This window comes from Mesorhizobium sp. M4B.F.Ca.ET.089.01.1.1 (genome assembly GCF_004022605.1).
Taxonomy (GTDB): domain Bacteria; phylum Pseudomonadota; class Alphaproteobacteria; order Rhizobiales; family Rhizobiaceae; genus Mesorhizobium; species Mesorhizobium abyssinicae.
Genome location: NZ_RZOS01000511.1, coordinates 1 through 3,707 on the forward strand (window position 1 = coordinate 1; position 3,707 = coordinate 3,707).

Consider the following 3,707-nt stretch of genomic DNA (forward strand, 5'->3'; position numbering starts at 1 on the left):
GGTAAGCGCGGTGCCCTACCTCCCCCTTGCGGGGAGGTCGGATCGAAGGTCCGGGTGGGGGACATGAAAAGAGCCGCTCGATGCGGCTCTTTTCCTAACTCGGGAATGCTAGATCCCTTACTTACCGCTTCAAATTCACCACGATGACGCCGCCGAGCGCCAGCGCGCCGCCGAGGATGCCGAGCAGCGTCGGCACTTCGCCCAGCCAGAAAAAGCCGATCAGGGCGGACATCGGCGAGACCAGATAGAGGAAGTTCGAGGCACGCGCAGCCGGCAGGCGCGACAGCGCGGTCGCCCAGGCGGCGTAGGCGATCAGGCTGGGCACGATGCCGAGGTAGATGACGGCGCCGAGACCGGCTGTGTCGGCAACCGCCGCCTGCGAGATCGCTTCCGGCAGGAAGGGCGCCAGGCAGAGCGCGCCGAGCACCATGTTGGAGGCGGCGATGGTCAGCGGATGATGGCGGGCAAAGAGCGGCTTCTGGACGATGGTGTTGACGGCCGAGCAGAGCGCGGAACCCAGCACCAAGAGGGCGCCGGTGTTGAAGTGCAGCCCCTGCCCGTCGGCCATGGCGATGATGCCGATGCCAGCGAACGAGATCAACGTGCCGAGCCAGGCCATGCCCGAAAAGCGCTCGCCGAGCAGCGCCATCGCCATGATGGCGGTGAAGATAGGGCTGACATTGATGATGAAGCCGGCGGGCGCCGCCGAAGCCGAAGCGCCACAACTCGTCGACCTTGGGCAGCGCCGGGCGCTTGACGGCCAGGAAGATCGCCGCCGGCACGGCGGCGATGGCAAAACGCAGCGCGCCGAGCTCCAGCGGCTGGAAGGCCGCGAGGCCTGCACGGATCGCCGGGAAGGCGGAAGCCCAGCCGACCACTGTGAGCGCGACCGCGATGACCGCCGTGGTGTCCATTCGCTGTGTCTGATTCAACGTGCCGGCATAGGCGGTCATCGCTATATCCTCGTTGCTTGGCTCCATGGGGCTAGAAGACCGCATCAACCGTCGATTGACAAACGACCAATTCGAGGGTCACCTGTGAGCATGGATCACAGCTCGAACCAGTTACTCCCGTTGGAGACCTTGCGCGCTTTCGATGCGGCGGCGCGAACGGGGAGCTTTTCGGCGGCGGCCGAGAGGCTGAACCTCACCCACGGCGCCATCAGCCGGCAGATCGCCAAGCTGGAGGACTGGCTAGGGCTGAAAGTTTTCGAGCGCAACGCGCGCGGCGTGACGCTGACCAATGAGGGCAACCGCCTGCATCTGAGAACCACCGAGGCCTTCGCGCTGATCTCGGTCAATTCCGACCGCTGGGTGGAGCCGCGCGGCACCGCGGTGGTGCGGCTGGCCTCGATCCCCTCGGTCAGCGGCCTGTGGCTGATGCCGCGCATGGCGGCGCTCGAGAACAGCCCGACCCGGCTGCGAATCGTGCTCGATGTCGACAACCGCCAGGCGGACCTCGCGGACGAAGGGATCGACCTTTCGGTGCGTTGCGGGCGTGGTCGCATTCCCGGTCGCGTCTCGGTGCAGCTGTTCGAAGAGTACATCTTCCCGATCGCTTCGCCGGAACTGGCGGGGGAAATAGGGCACGGCGACCCTGCCCGGCTGCTCAAGTTCCCGCTGATCAACGATTCCGACGCATCCGCCTGGCGCGCCTGGCTCGCGGCGCAGGATATCGACTACCGCCCTCGTCCGCAGGATCGACGCTTCGAAGATTACAATCTGGTGCTCGACGCTGCGGCGCATGGATTGGGCATCGCGCTGGCGCGGCCGCCACTGACGCAGGCGCAACTCAAGACGGGCCGGATCGTCGCCGTCGATGACCGCACCGCGCTCAATCCGGTGTCCTACTGGCTCGACCGGCCCATCGGCCGCCCGCGCGCCGCCGCGGCAGACCTTGCGCGGCGCATTGCGGCACAGGCAGGCCTTGCGACTGAAAAACTCGAAGCCTTCCTGCAGGACGACGCGTAGAGCCGGTCAGACCTGGTCAGCGAAGCAGCAACAGCGCGATGGTGGTGATCGTCGCCGAGAGCAGCGCCGTTAAGATCGACATCATCCACAGCGGCAGCTGGCTGGGTTGCGACGATCGAGCGCTACCCGGTCGGGCGGCCGCGCCGGGTGGCCTGGGCGCGTTGGAATTGGCAGCAACCAGCACTGAAGAGGAAACCGCGATCGTGGACACAGGCAATGTCGGTGCCGCCGCAGCCCTCGTCATGCTGTCGGCTATCGCCGTCTGAGGCGAGGTCGGGCCGCGCGAAGCCTGTTCGGCTTCCGCCGCCGGCCTGCCTGGCCGAACGCCCGCCGAGGCACGATCCGCTTCCGGTTCCATGACCGCCCTGTAGGCATCCTCGATCTGGTCGGAAGACAGGCGTTGAGTCGCGTGGGCGGGCGGCCTCGGCAACGAGCCGTTGAAAGCCTGGGCGGCGAACTGGGCCGAAGTCGCGGCCGACGGCGCCGGCGGTTGGACAAGCGCCTTGACCAGCGCCGCGGTCGCCGGATCGGCCTTGGCCGTTGGCACCGGCTGCGGCGTGAGCGCCTCCTTCAGCAGCGATGTCAGGCGGGTGGAGGAAATGTCCATGCCGGTTCCCATCAACCATTATGCTGATCGAGCGATACTCCACGAGCATTGCGTCAAGCTTGACCTTGCCTGCGATTTGTGGCGATTGAATCTCATGAACCCAAGCGTCATTTCATGATGAACCGTTTTGAAGGCCCGGGCGGCAAGGAAGCCCGCATCCGCTATCTCGACGGCGACTTTCAGGTCACCAGCCCAGGCGCATTCGTGCGCTGTGCGGTGACGGGCGAGAGCATTCCGCTGGATGAGCTCAAATACTGGAGCGTCGCCCGGCAGGAGCCCTACGTGAACGCCACCGCCTCGCTGCGCCGCGAGATCGAGATGCACCCGGAGCTGCGCAGCCGAAAGTAGGTCTTATCATCCCCGCAGCTTGCGCTGCCGCCAGGCATCCAGCGTCTCGTCGATGATGCGTTCGGGCGCATGGTCGAGCTCGAAGACGGCGTCGATCTCCAGTACGTCGAGCTGCTCCAGGAACTCTTGCGACGCGCCATGGCGCAGCCGGGCGGCGTCCTTGGCGGTGGTCGCCAGGCGAAGCCCATCGCGCTTGGCGGTCGCCGCCAGTTCGGCAAGTTCGTCCTCGGCGTAGAAATGATGGTCGGGGAAGGATTTGGCGAGCACGACCTCGCCGCCGGCCTCGCTCAGCGTGCGGAAGAACTTGTCGGGATGGCCGATACCGGCGAAAGCGAGAAAGCGCTTGCCGGCGAAGCGCTTGCGGGCGCGAGGCTCGGTATGCGCCTCGAAGATCGGCCGGCCGGCGCGCGCCGCCTGGCGCACCACCGCGTCGGCGGCCGTCCCCTCGCCCATCTTGAGCAGCGCGCTGGTGAAGACCAGCTGGTCGACGATGTTTGCTCTCAGCGGTCCGCCCGGGATGACGCGGCCGTTGCCGATGCCGTAGCGCGCGTCGACGACCACCAGCGCGAAGTCGATATGGAGGCGCGCGCTCTGGAAGCCGTCGTCCATGATGAGGAAGTCGCAGCCGAGCTTTTGCTTCAGCAGCCTGGCGCCGGCGGCACGGTTCGGCGTCACCGCCACCGGCGCATGCTCGGCCAAAAGCAGCGGCTCGTCGCCGACATGCTTGGCGGCGTCGTGATGCGCATCGACGATGTGCGGCTCACCGAAGGAGCCGCCGTGAC

At 66.6% G+C, this 3,707-nt stretch carries 4 protein-coding genes and 1 pseudogene; 2 read left to right on the forward strand and 3 right to left on the reverse strand.

Translation table 11 applies throughout. From position 1 onward, the window contains the following. Positions 1-121 precede the first annotated feature (121 nt). Positions 122-953: pseudogene (locus EN780_RS29610) on the reverse strand (DMT family transporter). A 90-nt stretch (positions 954-1,043) separates the two neighbouring features. Between EN780_RS29610 and EN780_RS29615 the strand changes: the two are divergent. Continuing rightward, complete coding sequence (locus EN780_RS29615; RefSeq protein ID WP_128276064.1) at positions 1,044-1,970, forward strand: LysR family transcriptional regulator; 927 nt, start codon at positions 1,044-1,046, stop codon at positions 1,968-1,970. A 16-nt stretch (positions 1,971-1,986) separates the two neighbouring features. Here EN780_RS29615 and EN780_RS29620 read toward each other — a convergent pair whose 3' ends face one another. After that, positions 1,987-2,577, reverse strand: a complete 591-nt coding sequence (locus EN780_RS29620) for a hypothetical protein (protein WP_128276065.1) — start codon at positions 2,575-2,577, stop codon at positions 1,987-1,989. Between the two features lie 114 nt (positions 2,578-2,691). On the opposite strand from EN780_RS29620, the gene EN780_RS29625 reads away from it, so the two are divergent. Next, positions 2,692-2,925 carry a DUF2093 domain-containing protein gene (locus EN780_RS29625; protein WP_127285849.1) on the forward strand — a complete coding sequence of 78 codons (234 nt, stop codon included), beginning with the start codon at positions 2,692-2,694 and terminating at the stop codon, positions 2,923-2,925. 6 nt (positions 2,926-2,931) lie between these two features. On the opposite strand, the gene lpxK is transcribed toward EN780_RS29625, so the two are convergent. Continuing rightward, positions 2,932-3,707, reverse strand: a 776-nt coding sequence (gene lpxK / locus EN780_RS29630; RefSeq protein ID WP_128276066.1) for a tetraacyldisaccharide 4'-kinase, incomplete at its 5' end; no start/stop codon positions are given.

Coding starts and splice junctions, on each gene's coding strand:
- EN780_RS29615 (WP_128276064.1), top strand. CDS start 1,044: ATGGATCACAGCTCGAACCAGTTACTCCCGTTGGAGACCTTGCGCGCT.
- EN780_RS29620 (WP_128276065.1), bottom strand. CDS start 2,577: ATGGACATTTCCTCCACCCGCCTGACATCGCTGCTGAAGGAGGCGCTC.
- EN780_RS29625 (WP_127285849.1), top strand. CDS start 2,692: ATGATGAACCGTTTTGAAGGCCCGGGCGGCAAGGAAGCCCGCATCCGC.